Annotated in this window: 15 protein-coding genes; 11 read left to right on the top strand and 4 right to left on the bottom strand. The window is 57.9% G+C overall.

Going from position 1 to position 16171, the window contains the following annotated elements; translation table 11 throughout:
* Positions 1-49: 49 nt before the first annotated feature.
* Positions 50-553, bottom strand: coding sequence for an elongation factor P hydroxylase (locus RE428_RS10375; protein ID WP_004581936.1), 504 nt, complete (start codon positions 551-553; stop codon positions 50-52).
* A 276-nt stretch (positions 554-829) separates the two neighbouring features.
* Here RE428_RS10375 and dsbD point away from each other — a divergent pair, with 276 nt between their 5' ends.
* Positions 830-2782, top strand: a complete 1953-nt coding sequence (dsbD, locus tag RE428_RS10370) for a protein-disulfide reductase DsbD (RefSeq protein WP_004581935.1) — start codon at positions 830-832, stop codon at positions 2780-2782.
* Positions 2779-3639, top strand: coding sequence for a DMT family transporter (locus RE428_RS10365; RefSeq protein WP_004581934.1), 861 nt, complete (start codon positions 2779-2781; stop codon positions 3637-3639). Before dsbD ends, RE428_RS10365 begins: the two co-directional genes overlap by 4 nt.
* Positions 3640-3659: 20 nt before the next feature.
* Here the strand turns inward: RE428_RS10365 and tusA are convergent, their stop codons facing one another.
* Positions 3660-3899, bottom strand: a complete 240-nt coding sequence (tusA, locus tag RE428_RS10360) for a sulfurtransferase TusA (protein WP_004581933.1) — start codon at positions 3897-3899, stop codon at positions 3660-3662.
* A gap of 165 nt (positions 3900-4064) precedes the next feature.
* Between tusA and RE428_RS10355 the strand changes: the two genes are divergently transcribed.
* A complete protein-coding gene (locus RE428_RS10355; RefSeq protein WP_040883424.1) occupies positions 4065-4349 on the top strand; it encodes an antibiotic biosynthesis monooxygenase family protein in 285 nt (94 codons plus the stop codon).
* A 14-nt stretch (positions 4350-4363) separates the two neighbouring features.
* Here RE428_RS10355 and rlmM read toward each other — a convergent pair whose 3' ends face one another.
* Complete coding sequence (gene rlmM / locus RE428_RS10350; protein ID WP_004581931.1) at positions 4364-5431, bottom strand: 23S rRNA (cytidine(2498)-2'-O)-methyltransferase RlmM; 1068 nt, start codon at positions 5429-5431, stop codon at positions 4364-4366.
* A 69-nt stretch (positions 5432-5500) separates the two neighbouring features.
* On the opposite strand from rlmM, the gene RE428_RS10345 reads away from it, so the two are divergent.
* Positions 5501-7378, top strand: coding sequence for a sensor domain-containing diguanylate cyclase (locus RE428_RS10345; protein WP_051079798.1), 1878 nt, complete (start codon positions 5501-5503; stop codon positions 7376-7378).
* A 58-nt stretch (positions 7379-7436) separates the two neighbouring features.
* Here RE428_RS10345 and RE428_RS10340 read toward each other — a convergent pair whose 3' ends face one another.
* Complete coding sequence (locus tag RE428_RS10340; RefSeq protein ID WP_004581929.1) at positions 7437-8063, bottom strand: alpha/beta family hydrolase; 627 nt, start codon at positions 8061-8063, stop codon at positions 7437-7439.
* 344 nt (positions 8064-8407) lie between these two features.
* Between RE428_RS10340 and ccoN the strand changes: the two genes are divergently transcribed.
* The 7 genes from ccoN to RE428_RS10305 all read left to right on the top strand — a co-directional run bounded on the left by ccoN (position 8408) and on the right by RE428_RS10305 (position 16161).
* A complete protein-coding gene (ccoN, locus tag RE428_RS10335) occupies positions 8408-9838 on the top strand; it encodes a cytochrome-c oxidase, cbb3-type subunit I (RefSeq protein ID WP_004581928.1) in 1431 nt (476 codons plus the stop codon).
* A gap of 17 nt (positions 9839-9855) precedes the next feature.
* Positions 9856-10464 (top strand): cytochrome-c oxidase, cbb3-type subunit II, encoded by a 609-nt coding sequence (gene ccoO / locus RE428_RS10330; RefSeq protein ID WP_004581927.1) that lies wholly within the window; start codon positions 9856-9858, stop codon positions 10462-10464.
* A 5-nt stretch (positions 10465-10469) separates the two neighbouring features.
* Complete coding sequence (locus RE428_RS10325; RefSeq protein ID WP_004581926.1) at positions 10470-10655, top strand: CcoQ/FixQ family Cbb3-type cytochrome c oxidase assembly chaperone; 186 nt, start codon at positions 10470-10472, stop codon at positions 10653-10655.
* A complete protein-coding gene (gene ccoP / locus RE428_RS10320) occupies positions 10652-11554 on the top strand; it encodes a cytochrome-c oxidase, cbb3-type subunit III (RefSeq protein WP_004581925.1) in 903 nt (300 codons plus the stop codon). The genes RE428_RS10325 and ccoP overlap by 4 nt, the downstream gene beginning before the upstream one ends.
* A gap of 117 nt (positions 11555-11671) precedes the next feature.
* A complete protein-coding gene (gene ccoG / locus RE428_RS10315; protein ID WP_004581924.1) occupies positions 11672-13102 on the top strand; it encodes a cytochrome c oxidase accessory protein CcoG in 1431 nt (476 codons plus the stop codon).
* A 29-nt stretch (positions 13103-13131) separates the two neighbouring features.
* A complete protein-coding gene (locus RE428_RS10310; protein ID WP_004581923.1) occupies positions 13132-13671 on the top strand; it encodes a FixH family protein in 540 nt (179 codons plus the stop codon).
* 3 nt (positions 13672-13674) lie between these two features.
* Entirely contained in the window at positions 13675-16161 is a 2487-nt protein-coding gene (locus RE428_RS10305; protein WP_004581922.1) for a heavy metal translocating P-type ATPase, read from the top strand.
* Positions 16162-16171 lie beyond the last annotated feature (10 nt).

Below are 16171 nucleotides of genomic sequence, written 5' to 3'. Positions count from 1 at the left end.
GGTCATCGTTCATATACCCGGCGCCGTAGTGCTCCGGGTCTAGCTTGTCTCATGCCCGGAAAAGGTCCGGACCAAAAACGGGATGCCGATCGTAGAAAGCCAGCAGCGTATCAAGGAAAAGATGCGCTCGCTGCGGCATGCCGTGGTGAAGAAAATCGCGCGCCTGCCCGGCGACATTGGCGCGGAAACCCGCCTCGTCACTGGCACCGCTCCCGGAAAGGTTGTCCACGCTGATATGGAACGGCGAACCGGCGGCGGCCGAAAAGAGCCATTCGAGCGCCTGGGGCTTCACCTCGACCTTCTCGAAATCAGCCTGCTCGCGGTCACTTCGCCCGTCAGGACAATACCAGTAACCGTAATCGCGGAGCTGACGGCGTTTTTCACCGGCAATACACCAGTGACTGACCTCATGCAAGGCGCTGGCAAAGTACCCGTGGGCAAAGATCACCCTGTGGACGTCGGTCGCGTCCCGGGCCGGGATGTATTCGGGCTCGTCGTCTCCCCGCACAAGGATGGTTTGCCACCGGTCGCGGAAGAGATCGTTGAACAGCATTATGAGATCATCTGGGTGGTGTTTCATGCATGCGCTATTGTGCGTCTTTCGTTCAACTATTGCCAGCATCCTGCATTATCGCGCGCATTGACCAAGAATAGGTGGTCCAACGCGGACTCAGGACGGTCACTCCGCAGACCGGAACTTTCTGATACCATCCTGTCTAATGCGAGCATTTGCCTGAGCCCGATTCGGCCCTGGCACACCTTTTTGTCAGAACAGCTTTGTCAGAACAGCTCGTCAAACCAGCTCATCGACCCAGAAAAGCACAACCGCATGATCCAGTACTTGATGCAGTCAGCAGGTTACCAGACCGGGTTAGTTGTTGCGGCCACCCTTCGTTCTGTTACCCGACGCTCTTTCACCCAAGCGCTATGCCTTTCTCTACTGAGCTGCATCGCGCTGCTCCTGACCTCCACCGGGGCTCTCGCCTTCGACCTGAAATCGGTAACGGGTAATAAAGGCATGGGTGAGTTCCTCCCCGTTGACGAGGCCCTGCCTTTTTCGTCCGGCCTCACCGACGACGGTATACAGCTGGTGTGGGATATCGCCCCGGAGCACTACCTTTATAGGGATCGCATCACCGTTACCGCGGCGGAACCCGGCGTCACGGTTGGCAAGCCAACGTTCACCGAACCTGGCCACCTGAAGGACGACCCCTACTTCGGCGAGGTCACCGTATTTACCGAACCAGTGCAGGCCCGATTTGACGTCTCTCTGCCCGAGGGAATGACCGAAGCCAACCTTCAGGTGCGCTACCAGGGGTGCGCGGAGGCCGGCCTCTGCTACCCACCGCAAACCCGTGACGTACTTTACGTCGGGTCAGCCCAGGCCGCGGGATCGATCGGCGGCAACTCTGGTAGCGCTGGCACGGCCGCCACCCCAGCGTCCATGAATACGGAAAGCGCAACCGGTATCGCCGCCGTTCTCGCCAGCCAGTCGACGCTGGTCATTGTGGGTCTATTCTTATTGCTGGGATTGGGACTGACTTTTACGCCCTGCGTGCTGCCGATGATTCCTATTATTTCGGCACTGGTCTCCAACAGAACGACATCGACTACGGGACAAGCTCTTCTGCTCGCTTCCAGTTATGTGCTGGGAATGGCCCTGACATATGCCGCGGCTGGCGTACTGACCGGTTTGTTGGGTGCAAGCTTTAACCTGCAGGCGCAACTGCAGTCGCCCGCGGTGCTGCTGGTCTTCGCGGCGCTTTTCGTACTCTTTGCCTTGTCAATGTTCGGCCTGTTCGATATCCGCCTGCCCCAGGGCATCGCCAACCGACTGAACCAGGCGAGCTCCCAACTGACCGGCGGGCGCGTCGTCAGCGTATTCGGCATCGGTGCATTGTCGGCCTTGATTGTTTCGCCCTGCGTCTCCGCCCCCCTGGCCGGCAGTCTGCTCTATATCAGCACCACTCAGGACGCCGTCCTGGGTGGTACGGCGCTGCTGGCACTCGGACTCGGTATGGGCATTCCACTGATCCTGGTGGCCGTCGGTGGTCGTCGGTTCCTGCCGTCCACGGGCGCCTGGATGAACACAGTCAAGACGATTTACGGCGTAATGATGATGGCGGTTGCCATCTGGCTGGTCGAGCGCCTGGTGCCCGGCTGGGTTAGCCTGGTGCTGTGGGGCCTACTCGCTGCCGTGACCGGCGTTCAACTGGGCGCCTTCGAGGCAGCCCGGGCGGGCTGGCAACGAACATGGAAAGGCTTTGGTCTCGTACTCTTCAGCTACGCCCTCCTGCTGATTGGCGGGGCGCTCGCCGGCGCCAATGATCCACTTCGCCCCCTGGCTCCCTTCACCGCCAAGAGCCCCGTCATTGCCAATAACCAGAGTCCTGCCGGTGAACATACGGTATTTCGTCGCGTTAGCTCGCCGGCGAACCTCAAGCAGGCCATGGCTTCCGCTGCCCAGGCCAACCAACCGGTCATGCTGGATTTCTATGCTGACTGGTGCATCAGCTGCAAGGTCATGGAGCGCAATGTATTCAGCGACGGCCAGGTACGCTCGGCCATGGCGCCCCTCATGCTGCTGCAGATCGATGTTACCGAGAATACCCCGGCGCAGCAGGCCCTGCTGGATGAGCTCGGCCTGTTCGGGCCGCCCGCCATCCTGTTCTTCGACCGTAGCGGTGAGGAAATTGCCCAATCCCGCGTGATGGGCGAGATGGATCGCACTGAATTCCTGGCCCACCTGAAAGGCACCCTGGCCCGGTCGAACATTCTGTGACACCGCTACAGCGCGGCGCCGCCTGCGTGTTGGCTGGCGAAATGCTACTGGCCGTGATGGGGGCCATCATCAAGCACCTCGCCCCGGAATTGCCGAATGCCGTCCTCGTCTTCCTGCGCAACCTGATGGGACTGGCCATTATCTTTCCGCTGATGATTTACCGGGAAGGATTCGTCGGGCTAAAGACCCAGCATTTGCGTTTCCACCTGATGCGCGCGTTCATCGGCGTCAGCGCGATGTACTGCTACTTCTTCAGCCTGGAAAAACTGGTGCTCACCGAAGCTGTGTTGCTCAAACTCACGGCTCCCTTCTTTATCCCTCTCATTGCGTTGGTCTGGCTCGGCGAAAGTACTTCACGCGTGATCTGGCTCACGATTGCCGCAGGTTTTGTCGGTGTGTTGGTCATCCTGAATCCTGCAGCCGCCAATGCGGAGGACTACCTGTTCGTCGCCGCCGGACTCGCGGGTGCCCTGTTGGGTGCAACGGCCAAAGTTACGATCCGACGGATGGGTGTGACCGAACCCAGTGGCCGCATCGTTTTCTATTTTGGCCTGTTTGGATCCCTGGTCACCGCGCCGGCGGCCATAGCCACCTGGGTCACACCGTCCGTGTCGACCTGGCTCTGGCTGGCGTTGCTTGCGATCTGCGCGACCTTGGCACAAATGCTGATCACGACCGCCTACCGCATTGCCCCCGCGGGACAAATCGGCCAGTTCACCTATTCATCGGTCATCTTTGCAGCGTTTCTGGGATGGGTATTCTTCATGGAGCCGGTCACCGGCTCACAGTTTATTGGCTGTGTCCTGATTGTCGGCGCAGGCCTGATCAACCTGCGCCAACGCAAAGTGCCCGTTTAAGCCCGGTCAAACCGGGTTAGTCATTCACCGCGGCGAATGTAGTAGACGAAGCTTTCCGCGCTGTGGTCTTCGCGGAGCAGAGTATGTTTCAGGAACTGACAGAAGCGCGGCACGTCCCGGGTTGTCGAGGGATCAGTGGCAACCACTTTGAGAATGCCATCCACCGGCACCTCAGCCATACGATTGTGCAGCATCATTACCGGCTCGGGACAAACGAGCCCTGTGGCATCGAGTTCCAGGTCATAGGTCAGGTCTACCACGGCTTGCCTCCCGTCGCGTCCAGTTTATATAGGGAACCTCTGGTCCAGTCTGGTGATTCTGCGGGCCCTGAGGGCTAACTGACTCAATCAGAAGCTCCTGACTACGCGTAATGTTGGATCAGGTGCTAGATTGAATTATAAGAACAATGAGTGGCGGAGGCCATGATGATCCGGGTATTGATCGAACGCCATATAGCGGCCACCCTCGAGTCCACCTATGAACAGGCGTCGCGCACCCTCCTTCAACGCGCCGTGAGCGCGCCGGGCTTCATTTCCGGCGAAACCCTGGTGGACGCCAAGGATATGAATCACCGCCTCACGCTGTGCAACTGGCGTTCTGTCGCCGACTGGGACTATTGGTACCATTCGGAAGAGCGCAACGAGATGATGAACGAGCTCAAACCAATGCTGGACCAGGACGAGAAAGTCACCATCCTGGAACAGTGCTGACGGTAAAGCTCTGATCAGTTCATCCTTTCGATAAAGCAGGTGATCTCTTCACGGTCGTGATAAAGGTGCCGGGCACGCAGCCGGACGTGGATGCCGGCCTCGTCCAGCGCCTCCAGCATGCGCTCGCGACAGGTCAGCCATTCATCGTAACGTTTCTTCATCGGCAGTTTGAGGTTGAACACTGTAAATCGACACAGGCGCTGACTGAGCCAGCCCACCACCATGTCCGTCGTGCGGCGGGGCTTGTCGACGATATCGCAGACCATCCAGTCCACCGCACGATGCGGTCGCCAGAGATAACCATCAGCGCGAACATGCTCGACATGGCCGGAGGCCATGAGTTCTTCATCGATGGGGCCGTTATCGACTGCAGTAACCAGCATGCCCTGCCGCACCAGTTGCCAGGTCCAGCCACCCGGGGCAGCACCCAGGTCGACGGCTTTCTTGGCGCCACCCAGGTAGTCCAGCCACTGCGCTTCCGGAATAAATACCTTCCAGGCTTCCTCAAGCTTGAGTGCCGAGCGGCTCGGCGCTGACGCCGGCAGTCGCAGGCGCGGTATCCCGCTAAGGTAAGGCGAACGGTTGTCACGATGACTCAGCCCAATAACGACACGTTCGAATGAGGGCAGGAAAATCTCGAGGCGCCACGGATTGGCGTCGTCATCGACCAGAAAACCAGTCTCTCGCAACGCGCGCGATAAGGGTGACGCCCACTTGCGCGAGAAGTTGTTCAGGTCGCGGTCACTGGAATCTTCAGGCACCCGCACTTCCACCCGTGCCGCCTGGGGAATGCCGGGGTTTTCCCGCAGTAGCTCCAGTACGGCAAGTACCCGGTCATCGGCAGGTAAGGCGCCTTCATCGAGCACCTGGAACCAGTCTCGGGTAAACACCAGCTTTTCCAGCAATACCTTCGCCATCAGCTCGCCGGCGTCGGCGCCATCGGCCAGTATGAATGACACGCGCCCCTGGCCGCTTTCAGGCTGGAAGTAGCCGTAATGCCCGGCTTCAGCGGCGGCGTCCGTCAACTCGCGGCCAGCCTCGGTTTCGAAGCCTGCCCGACAAAACAGAAAAATCTGACTCATATCTCAACTGTACGAATAATTTTCATGGTTTAACACGTGCCCGATAGCGCCTTGGTTATACTTCGCCGCATGTTGCATTCGAACAAGTTATTTCGGGCCGACGCCGTCCGATCGGTCGTGTGGACCCTGCTGCTACTGGTGGGATTTCTTTCGGTTTCGAATGCCTTTGCCCAGGCTGAAACCTGCCCCGAGCTCATGATCAATGATCCACAGGCCCGAGCCGATATCTATCACCATCTTTGCTTCTTTACGGAGCGCGGTACGTCACCGAAAGACGCGTCTATTTCAAGCGTGGAAGCGCCCGAAGACCTCGTTGAGAATGCCCAATGGGAGCTTGGCGACGGCCGGGAACTGGCCTTTGCCCAGACCGATGCCAGCTATTGGCTTCGATTGGACGTACACAACTCAGGTCCAAAGGCGGGCTATTGGTTCCTGACCCTGGACTATGCCCCGCTAGACAATGTCACCGTTTGGGTTGGCACGACGGGCAACTATCGCCGGATCGAAACCGGAGATCGACGGCCGTTTGCCACTCGGCAGGTAGACTACCGCTATTACCTGGTGCCCGTCATGCTCGAATCCGGTGAATCGAGCAGAATTTTCCTGCACATCAGTAGCAGCGGCGCCATTAATCTTCCGCTCAGTCTTGAGGAACCGACGCGTCTCGTCGCCGCCACCAACCAACTGACCCTGACCCATGGCCTGTTTTACGGCGGGCTCATGATGTTTGCACTCTTCAACCTGCTGCTGTTTTTCAGTACCGGCACAGCCTATTACTTTTACAATGCGTTCTACATGCTGGCGACGGGGCTCTTCCTGTTTTCCATGGGCGGCTTCTCGTTCCAGTATCTCTTCCCAGGCGCACCCTGGCTGGCCAACATGGCTATCCCCCTGTCTGAAGGGTTAAGCATACTTGCCTTCACGCTTTTTGGGCGTTCGTTCCTGGATATCGATGCTAACCAGCCCAGACTTTCGGGTTTGCTCAAGGCCCTTGCTGCCTTGAGCGTGCTTATTACTGCCCTGTGTTTCGTACTCCCCTACGCGGTGATCATCAAGGTCGCCACACTCTATGGGCTTGCCTGCATCGTGACACTGTTCTGCATCGGCATCCAACGTTGGCGACAGGGTTACTCACCGGCCAAGTGGTATGTGCTTGCCTGGTCCACCATGGCCATCGGTACTTGTATCTATGCCCTCGCCGCCTTCGGTTATCTGTCGGATTTCCTGGCCCGGGAAATCCTGATGCAGATTGCCGTCGGGGCGCAGATCCTGCTACTCAACTACGCCATGGTCCAGCGTTGGCGCCTGCTCAACGAGAAGCTGTTAGCCATGGAAACGGCGGCCAAGCACGAACTGGAAGTGCGGGTGAGCGAACGTACCGCACAATTACAGGAAACCATGCGTCAACTGGAGAGTGCCAACCGACGGCTTGAACAGATCAGCACCCAAGATGCCCTCACCGACCTGAACAACCGCCGCTACCTGGACGAGTCGCTGCCCAAGGCATGCGCCGAAGGGCGGCGAACGCGGCAACCCATCGCGCTGATCCTGCTGGACGCCGACCGCTTCAAGAGCATCAATGATACGTTCGGCCATCCTTTCGGCGACGAGTGCCTCAAGCACATTGCCGCCACGCTGGTGCATCACATCCAGCGCCCTAGCGACGTAGTCGTCCGCTACGGCGGGGAGGAGTTTGCGGTGGTGCTGCCGAAAACGGATGGCGTAGGCGCCCTTAAGGTGACAGAACGTATCCTGGATGACATGAGAAGCAAGCCTATAGTCGCGCCGGACGGCACGTCAGTGCACCTTACGCTAAGTGCGGGTATCGCCGTCTACCACAACGACGAATCACCCGACGGCTTCGTGCGTCGTGCGGACAAGGCGCTCTACGCGGCCAAGCAAGCCGGCCGCGACCGGGTCATACTCGGCCAGGCACCCGCGCGCTAGCAGAGATCGTGCGAAACGAGCGCAGCCGCATCGCTACGACTTTCTATCGCGCCAATCCCTAGCCAACGGCTACAGACTTCATCCAGTCTGCAGTGCTACGCGCCGCCTGCTCAATCAGGTTGTGCTGATCCAGCCCCGAAGCCTTTCTGGGCTTGAAGTCATGCTCGCCGTCCTCCAGCCAATTAAGCGCCACCGGGAATTTTCCATCAAAGTGGGCTAGCACTTCACTCTGCTTCCCAAACGGATCCCGCGTGCCCTGCTGGATCATCACCGGTACAGAAAAGTCGGTAAAGTGGTCCGTTCTCCAGCGATCCGGCTTGCCCGGTGGATGAAACGGGTAACCGAAGCAGACGCAACCCTCAATCGAGGAGTCTGAAGCCGCGACCAGGCTGGCCATGCGGCCGCCCATCGATTTTCCTCCGATAAACAGGTGTTCCGCATCGATGTACTGTTCGATTTTCTGGCGGAATTCATCCAACAGCTTGTCAGCCTTCGGCGGCAGGCGTCGCTTACCGTCTTCTCTCCGGCGTTGCATGTACTCAAATTCAAACCGGACCACCTTCACATCATGCTTGGCGAGACTCTCGGCAAGCATTGCCATGAAAGGAGAATCCATCGGCGCGCCGGCACCATGAGCGAGCAAGAGCACATGTTCGCCGTTACCGTTAATGAGTTCTCCGGGCATGCTCTACCTCCAAAGTCAAACAATTTGAGAACGTGGAAACAGCGAATACTCAACTTAACGGTCTATCAATTGCAATTGTCCCCGGGCGGCAATGGTATCCGGGCGCTGAAAAGGCAATGTACAAGATCTATCACTAACCTTTGTAAGCGATCATAAACGCGAATAACTATCATTTAAAATAGTGCAGAAATGACCGCTTGGTTCGACACGCCCAAAAGCCCCAAATCCCTGTTATGCCGCCGATTCCGGCGATATTTTCCTTGACCTGAGTCATTGCAAATAGATATCCATTTCTCCATACTTGCGGCCACTATTTTTCCCACTTGTAATACTCTGGTAAGGCTATGAGCACAGTAAATCCAAACCTGACATACAACTACAAGGTGGTGCGTCAGTTCGCCATCATGACTGTAGTTTGGGGAATCATCGGAATGGCGCTCGGTGTGCTGATCGCCGCACAACTTCGCTTCCCGTTCCTCAATCTCGACCTGCCGTGGACCCATTTCGGCCGCTTACGCCCACTTCACACTAACGCCGTCATTTATGGCTTTGGTGGCTGTGCGTTGTTTGCAACTTCGTATTACGCGGTTCAAAGAACCTGTCAGGCGAGGCTATTCTCTGATGGCTTGGCCAGTTTCACCTTCTGGGGGTGGCAGGCAATACTTGTATCAGCGGTAATTACGCTCCCAATGGGGTTCACTTCCTCCAAGGAATACGCTGAGCTCGAGTGGCCGATCGATATTCTTATTACCCTTGTCTGGGTGGTCTACGGGATGGTGTTTTTTGGAACCATCATGAAGCGCAAGACCAAACACATCTATGTAGCAAACTGGTTCTTCGGCGCATTCATTATTACGGTTGCCGTGCTTCATATCGGCAACAACCTGGCCTTGCCGGTGACGGCATTCAAGTCCTACTCCATCTACAGCGGTGTAACCGATGCAATGATGCAGTGGTGGTGGGGCCATAACGCGGTCGGATTCTTCCTGACCGCCGGCTTCCTGGGCATGATGTACTACTTCGTACCCAAGCAGGCGGGCCGTCCCGTATACTCCTACCGCCTGTCTATCGTTCACTTCTGGGCCCTGATCGCAACCTACGTTTGGGCCGGCGGCCACCACCTGCATTACAGTGCCCTACCGGACTGGGCCCAGACTGCAGGCATGATCATGTCCCTGATCCTGCTGGCGCCAAGCTGGGGCGGTATGATCAACGGTATGATGACCCTTTCCGGCGCCTGGCATAAGCTGCGCACGGATCCGATCCTGCGTTTCCTGGTGGTTTCCCTCTCGTTCTATGGCATGTCGACTTTCGAAGGCCCCATGATGGCCATCAAGACCGTCAATGCCCTGTCACATAATACCGACTGGACAATCGGTCACGTTCACTCTGGCGCTCTCGGTTGGGTGGCAATGATCAGTATCGGCTCGGTTTACCATCTGATTCCCCGCCTGTGGGGGCTGCAGAGCATGTACAGCATTGGCCTCATCAACCTGCACTTCTGGCTAGCTACCATTGGCACAGTACTTTATATCGTCGCCATGTGGGTCAACGGCATCATGCAAGGGCTGATGTGGCGAGCGGTCAATGCTGACGGCACGCTGACCTACAGCTTCGTTGAAGCGCTGGAGGCCTCCAAGCCAGGCTACCTGGTCCGCCTGATCGGCGGTGCGATCTTCCTGTCTGGCATGCTCGTCATGGCTTACAACGTGCGCATGACTATTCGGCAGAAGGACGCTGTTGCCCTCGACAACAGTGCAGCCCAGACGGCCTGATCGGGAGAGAGAACAAAATGAAACATGAAGTAGTCGAGAAAAATATCGGGCTAATGGCCCTGCTGATCGTGCTTGTGATTAGCGGTGGTTTCCTGGTTGAGATCGTGCCGTTGTTTTTCCTTAAGGAAGTCAATGAGCCCATCGCCGGCCTCGAACCCCTCACCCCGCTGGAGATGGAAGGTCGTGACATCTATATTCGAGAAGGCTGTCATGTCTGTCATACGCAGATGATCCGACCATTCCGTGCCGAAACTGAGCGCTATGGCCACTATTCCGTAGCCGGTGAGTTCGTTTATGACCACCCATTCCTCTGGGGCTCCAAACGGACAGGTCCGGACCTTGCGCGGGTCGGCGGTCGCTACTCAGACGCCTGGCAACGGGTTCATCTGTACAACCCGCGTGATGTGGTCCCGGAATCGACCATGCCATCCTTCCCATGGCTGTTCGAGCGCAAAGTGGACGCCGACGGCATTACCGGAAAGCTAGAGGCCTACCAAACGCTGGGTGTCCCCTACACGGATGAACAAATCGCATCCGCACCAGACGAAATTCGCGGCAAGTATGAAATTGAGGCCTTGGTCGCCTACTTGCAGCAGCTTGGCACGGTGCTTTCAACCAAACGGTGATAGCGATGGATATTAATGATGTGCGCGGGATTCACACCCTGCTCGTTTTGATCGCGTTTATCGGCATTTGTTGGTGGGCCTATAGCGCTCACCGCAAGAAATCCAACGACGAAGCGGCTCACCTGCCCTTCGATGATGACGAGATCGACCAGCGCACTCAGCAGAAAGATAAGACGGAGAACAAAGAATGAGTACGTTTTGGAGCATCTGGATCAGCGTGATCGTGCTCGCCACGGTATTTGGGTGCTGGTGGCTATTGTGGGCGACCCGGAAGAGTCAGCCGACCGACAAGGAAACGGATCGTACAACCGGCCATTCTTTCGATGGTATCGAGGAATATGACAACCCGCTGCCGAAGTGGTGGTTCCACTTATTCAGCGCTACCTGCGTATTCTCGCTAGGGTATCTGGTCCTTTATCCCGGGCTGGGGAATTACGACGGTCTGCTGAACTGGACCCAGGAAAACCAGTGGGAGAAGGAAATGCAGCAGGCGGACGCCAAGTATGGAGAGCTTTACGCACAGTACGGTGATGTACCCATTCCCGAGCTGGCGCAAAACGAGGATGCTCGTAAGATGGGCCAGCGGTTGTTCGCCAATAACTGTGCCGTCTGTCACGGGTCAGCCGCGCGCGGCGCGATCGGTTTTCCTAACCTGACCGACGATGCCTGGATTTGGGGCGGCGAACCCGAGCGTATTGTGGAGACCCTCCATCAGGGCCGCAAGAACGCAATGCCGGCCAAAGGCCTGATGCCGAATATGAGTAACGACCAGGTCGAAGCCGTCGTCAATTACGTCCTGAGCTTCAGCGGTCGCGAGAGGGATGCTGAACTCGCCGAGCAAGGTGCGGCAATCTTTTCCCAAGGTTGCGCAGGTTGTCATGGTCCGGACGCTACGGGAAATCCGGTGATTGGCGCACCCAACCTTACCGACGATGCCTGGCTCTACGGCAGCACGTATGAATGGATCAAGGAGACCGTTACCTACGGTCGTCAGAACGAGATGCCTGCACAGGAAGGTCGCCTGAGCGACGACCAGATTCATATCCTTGCAGCCTATGTATACGGTTTATCGCACCGAGACGACGACTAACCGTTCCAGGGGAGGCGCCTCCCCTGGAAACACTGTCTTTTGAACCCTGGGCAGTCCACGCTGTCCAGGCTTGAAAAGATAGCTAGAGGGTCAATAGACCCCTGATGAGAGGTACCGATGAGCAGTCAAATTCCGGTCAAGCAGATTGACCCCGCGACTGACGCCTCCTCCAATAAGAAGAATTCCGAGACCGTCGAGCTTTACGCCAGCCGCAAGAAAATCTACGTCAAATCCGTACAGGGCCTTTTCCAGCGCATACGCTTCTTCAGCCTATGGGCGCTGATGGGCATGTATTTCCTGTTCTGCTGGATCCAGGTTGGGGGCGAGCCGCTGATCCTGTTTGATCTACCGGCCCGGGAGTTTCACCTGTTTGGGACCACTTTCTATCCCAAGGATTTCATACTGCTTTCCGGCATGCTGATCATCGCCGCTTTCGGCCTGTTCTTCATCACCACCCTGTTTGGGCGGGTTTGGTGCGGTTACACCTGCCCTCAGACCGTTTGGACCTTTATCTTCATGTGGGTGGAAGAGAAGGTGGAAGGCACTCGCAACAAGCGCATGAAGCTCGACAAATCCCCCAATAGCCGCGAAAAAGTTGTCAAGAAATCTATCAAACACGCCATCTGGCTCGGCATTGCCTTCGCGACCGGTCTGACGTTCGTCGGCTACTTCTATCCTGTGCGAGAGCTGGCTATCGACCTGTTCACGCTCCAGGCCAACGGCTGGGCCTATTTCTGGGTGGGCTTCTTCACGGTCGCCACCTACTCCAACGCGGGCTGGCTACGCGAGCAGGTGTGCCTGTATATGTGCCCGTATGCACGTTTCCAATCGGTGATGTTCGATGAGGACACCCGCGTCGTGTCCTACGACTTTAACCGGGGCGAGCCGCGAGGCGGTCGGAAGAAGAGTGCCAGCAAGGAGGAACTGGGGCTGGGCGACTGTATCGATTGCGGCCAGTGTGTCCAGGTCTGCCCGACCGGCATCGATATCCGTGATGGCCTGCAGTACGAGTGTATCAACTGCGCCCTGTGTATTGATGCCTGCGATGAGATCATGGACAAGATGAATTACCCGCGCGGGCTGATCCGCTACACCACGGAGCACGCGCTGGAAGGCAAGCCATCGAAACTCTTGAGACCACGCACCTTTGGCTACGGCGCTGCGCTCATGCTGATGATCGGTGCACTGGTGTTTACGCTGGTCAGCCGGGTGCCCATCGAGCTTGAGGCACTGCGGGACCGCGGTGCCCTCTTCCAGATGAACGGCCGCGGTATGATCGAGAATTCCTACACACTCAAGATCCAGAACATGACTGAAGTGCCGCAAACCTATAATCTGAGCGTTTCCGGTCTTGAGTCTGCACGCATCCTGAGTGATACCCGCTTCCAGCTTGGCTCAGGTGAGAACCTGTCGCTGCCTACGGTTGTTGAGGTAAACCCTGAGTCCATTACCGACTCCAACAACGATATAATTTTCACCATTATGGCCGAAGATAACGGGGATCTCAGGGCAGAGACCGAAAGCCGATTCATTGGCCCGCGTCGATAAACCCGCATCCTGAACGAGGCATTCCAGCTATGTCCCCAACTCAGCCCCCGACCACGCCCGAAGGCGCTACCGACAATCCGGGGCCCTGGTACAAACAGTTCTGGCCCTGGTTCGTGCTGGCCATTCCGGCAATTACCATCGTCTGGTGCATTTTCATGATCACCGTGGCCGTGAGTTCCCAGGGCGCCATGGTCAACGACGATTACTACAAGGAAGGCCTGGCCATCAATATGGAACTGGCCCGGGATCGTCTCGCAGCGGACAGGGGGCTAGCGGGCGCGGTCCAGTTCGAAGACAACCAGATCCGCATGGAGCTGGACGAAGCCGGAAAACCAGTGAACTTCGATTTTCTGATCCTCGATATGGCACACCCGACCCTGGAACAGCAGGATCGGCGACTCCAACTGCAGCGCGTGGGTGACGGCATCTACGAAGCCAGCTTGCCGCGCCCGTTGGAAGGCCGCTGGTATCTCGAACTTCGGGGTCCGACCAACGACTGGCGTCTTAAAGGCGAAGCAGCACTGCCCGCCTCCATGCCGTTGAAGCTGGCGCCGGCGCCTCAGGGATAAGTCTTGGCTGCCGAACCCTGCTTCCACTGCGGCGAGCCGGTAATCGGCGAGCGTCGTGTGACCCTTGACGTTGATGGCACTACGCAGTCATTTTGCTGCCAGGGCTGTCGCGCCGTGTGTCAGTTGATCCTGGACGAAAATCTCGATGGCTTCTATCAACACCGGACCGCAAAACCGGCAACGCCCAGGACCATCGACGAACGGGAACGGGAACAGCTCCGGCTTTACGATCATCCCCTGGTGCAGGAAACCTTCGTCGCAGAACTGGAGGCGACGGAAAACACCCCGATCCTGAAAGAAGCGCAGCTGCTGGTCGATGGTATTACCTGCGCGGCCTGCATCTGGTTGCTGGAGCATCATCTCGCCCAGAAGGAAGGCGTCGAACAGTTTTCCGTCAACCACTCGACTCGACGGGCACGGTTGATCTGGAATCCCGGAAAAACACGGTTGAGTCAATTGCTCCTGGCTATCCAGGAACTGGGCTACGCTGCCCGGCCATTCGAACCGGACCAAGCCGAAGCCGCCCTACAAAGGGAACGACGGACCGCTTTGATCCGGCTGTGCCTGGCCGGCGTCGGGACGATGCAGAGCATGATGCTGGCCGTCCCCCTTTATTTTGGACTAATCAGCGGCGTTACCGACGAGTTCATACAGTTCTTTCGTTGGGTCAGCCTGATTGTGGCGACACCCGTGGTGTTCTACAGCGCCCGGCCGTTCTTTGCCAATGCTTTTCGCGACCTCCATAGCCGACACTTTACGATGGATGTGCCGGTCGCACTCGCAATCGGGCTCGCCTATGCGGCGAGCGCCTGGGTTACCGTTACTGGCGGCGAGGAGGTCTATTTCGAGTCGGTGTGCATGTTCACCTTCTTCCTCTCGCTCGGGCGCTATATCGAAATGCAGGCGCGCTACAGGGCTGGGCTCACGGGTGCCGCCATGAGCAGCATGACGCCCGCTATCGCCACACGGCGACAGTCGGATCGATTGGAGGTTGTTCCGGTACATCAGTTACAGGCGGGCGATATCGTCGAGGTCAAACCCGGCGAAGTCATCCCTGTGGATGGCGTCATCGATAGCGGTGAGTCAACCCTTAACGAAGCGGCCCTGACGGGCGAATACCTGCCGGAGCAGCGAGGGCCCGGAGCTGCGGCTCACGCAGGCTCGATCAATGGCGAAAGCCCACTATCCATCAGGGTCGAACGCACGGGCAGCCGAACACGCCTGTCCAGCATCCTGCGCATCCTGGATCGAGTCCAGGCTGAAAAGCCGCCTGTTGGCCGGATGGCTGACCGGGTTGCCGGCGTCTTCGTCAGCCGCATCCTGCTTATCGCGCCCCTGGTCTGGATCGGCTGGTGGCTGGCAGGATCGGATCGCGCTTTCGACATTGCCTTATCGGTACTGGTGGTCACCTGCCCCTGCGCCTTATCACTGGCAACGCCGACGGCCATTACCAGCGCCACCATGAAGCTGCGTCGCATAGGCTTTCTACCGACTCGCGGCCACACGCTGGAATCACTCAACAAGATCGATACGGTTGTATTCGACAAGACCGGCACCCTAACCGAAGGCCGGCTCTCGCTCGTAGGTACGGAAATCTACGGTGACATCAGTGAAGATGTCTGCCTGGCGCTCGCGGGTGGCCTGGAACAGTATTCGGAGCACCCGATAAGCCAGGTCTTCAGAAGTAAAGCCAGCCACCAGTACCCGGTCAGCGGCGTCACGAATCATCTCGCCGGGGGTCTGACAGGTATTTACCGGGGAGAAAAACTGGTCATCGGTCACGCTGATTTCATTCGAGAACAGACCAGCTTGGCCGACCTCTCCCGATCCGACGCCGGATTGGCCGTGTTTCTTGCCACCGATTCCCGTTTACTTGCGCGCTTCTGCCTGGATGACGCCCCGCGCCCCGACGCACTTGAAACCGTACGCGGCCTGCAAGCCCTAGGAATGCACACCGTGCTCCTCAGTGGCGATCGATCCGGTCATGTGCAACGTATCGGGGAACTGCTGGGTATCGACGATATCCGCGGCCAGGCCACACCGGAAGACAAGCTCGCTTACCTGCGAGAACTGGAACATCGGGGCCGGCATGTCATGATGGTGGGCGACGGACTCAACGATTTACCGGTGATGGCTGGCGCAGAGGTGTCGGTTGCCCTCGGCAGTGCCGCCGACCTGACACAGCTCAGGGCCGATGCCATACTCCTGAACGGCCAGTTGAGCCGTCTCATGGTGGCTCTCGATACGGGCCAGAAGGCACGCCGGGTTATCCGACAGAATATGGGCTGGGCCCTGCTCTATAACCTTTGTGCCCTGCCGCTTGCCGCCGCCGGCCTGGTGCCTCCGTGGGCGGCAGCGCTGGGCATGTCATTGAGCTCGCTAGTGGTTGTTCTGAATGCCATGCGACTGGGCAAGGCGAAGGAAGCCGGCAGCTATCTTTTACAACCGATCGGGTTGGAGCCCATGCCGCGCCCTGATACGGTGAGCTGAAACGTACATT

Source organism: Marinobacter nanhaiticus D15-8W, from assembly GCF_036511935.1.
GTDB classification, from domain to species: Bacteria; Pseudomonadota; Gammaproteobacteria; order Pseudomonadales; family Oleiphilaceae; genus Marinobacter_A; species Marinobacter_A nanhaiticus.
Note: the sequence above shows the minus strand (reverse complement) of the source record. Positions and strands in the feature narration are given on the sequence as shown.

What these genes read in the sequence shown, in the direction of transcription:
- RE428_RS10375 (WP_004581936.1), bottom strand. Translation starts at nt 553, where the DNA reads ATGCTGTTCAACGATCTCTTCCGCGACCGGTGGCAAACCATCCTTGTG.
- dsbD (WP_004581935.1), top strand. Translation starts at nt 830, where the DNA reads ATGATCCAGTACTTGATGCAGTCAGCAGGTTACCAGACCGGGTTAGTT.
- RE428_RS10355 (WP_040883424.1), top strand. Translation starts at nt 4,065, where the DNA reads ATGATCCGGGTATTGATCGAACGCCATATAGCGGCCACCCTCGAGTCC.
- rlmM (WP_004581931.1), bottom strand. Translation starts at nt 5,431, where the DNA reads ATGAGTCAGATTTTTCTGTTTTGTCGGGCAGGCTTCGAAACCGAGGCT.
- RE428_RS10345 (WP_051079798.1), top strand. Translation starts at nt 5,501, where the DNA reads ATGTTGCATTCGAACAAGTTATTTCGGGCCGACGCCGTCCGATCGGTC.
- RE428_RS10340 (WP_004581929.1), bottom strand. Translation starts at nt 8,063, where the DNA reads ATGCCCGGAGAACTCATTAACGGTAACGGCGAACATGTGCTCTTGCTC.
- ccoN (WP_004581928.1), top strand. Translation starts at nt 8,408, where the DNA reads ATGAGCACAGTAAATCCAAACCTGACATACAACTACAAGGTGGTGCGT.
- ccoO (WP_004581927.1), top strand. Translation starts at nt 9,856, where the DNA reads ATGAAACATGAAGTAGTCGAGAAAAATATCGGGCTAATGGCCCTGCTG.
- RE428_RS10325 (WP_004581926.1), top strand. Translation starts at nt 10,470, where the DNA reads ATGGATATTAATGATGTGCGCGGGATTCACACCCTGCTCGTTTTGATC.
- ccoP (WP_004581925.1), top strand. Translation starts at nt 10,652, where the DNA reads ATGAGTACGTTTTGGAGCATCTGGATCAGCGTGATCGTGCTCGCCACG.
- ccoG (WP_004581924.1), top strand. Translation starts at nt 11,672, where the DNA reads ATGAGCAGTCAAATTCCGGTCAAGCAGATTGACCCCGCGACTGACGCC.
- RE428_RS10310 (WP_004581923.1), top strand. Translation starts at nt 13,132, where the DNA reads ATGTCCCCAACTCAGCCCCCGACCACGCCCGAAGGCGCTACCGACAAT.